Here is a 265-nt window from a genome sequence, read left to right as displayed (position 1 = left end):
CGAGCTTCGATAACCTGATGGCGCGCTGGTTTCCGCTCACCTACGTGCTGAACAGCCTGAACCGCAGCCTCGGCATGCCGGACGGCTATCCGTTCGCGCTGGCCCCGCCGGTCATCGACAAATTGCGGTTCGTTCATCGCGTGATTTCGGCTGCGGCTGCGGCTTCGGGCTCGGCTGCGTCGCAACCGGCATGAGACCGTTTGATCCGGTTTCCTGACCGATTGTGCGGTTGCGCGATTGCGCGATTGCACAGGTCGCGGCTCAG

Annotated in this window: 1 protein-coding gene; it reads left to right on the top strand. The window is 63.4% G+C overall.

Annotated features, from left to right (window positions below; translation table 11 throughout):
- Window positions 1-194, top strand: a 194-nt coding sequence (locus SB816_RS32345; RefSeq protein ID WP_410548289.1) for a putative zinc-binding metallopeptidase, incomplete at its 5' end; no start/stop codon positions are given.
- Window positions 195-265: the final 71 nt, after the last annotated feature.

Source organism: Achromobacter sp. SIMBA_011 (assembly GCF_046535435.1).
Taxonomy (GTDB): domain Bacteria; phylum Pseudomonadota; class Gammaproteobacteria; order Burkholderiales; family Burkholderiaceae_B; genus Achromobacter; species Achromobacter dolens.
The sequence above is the reverse complement of the archived record's forward strand: the minus strand, read 5'-3'. Positions and strand labels throughout refer to the sequence as shown.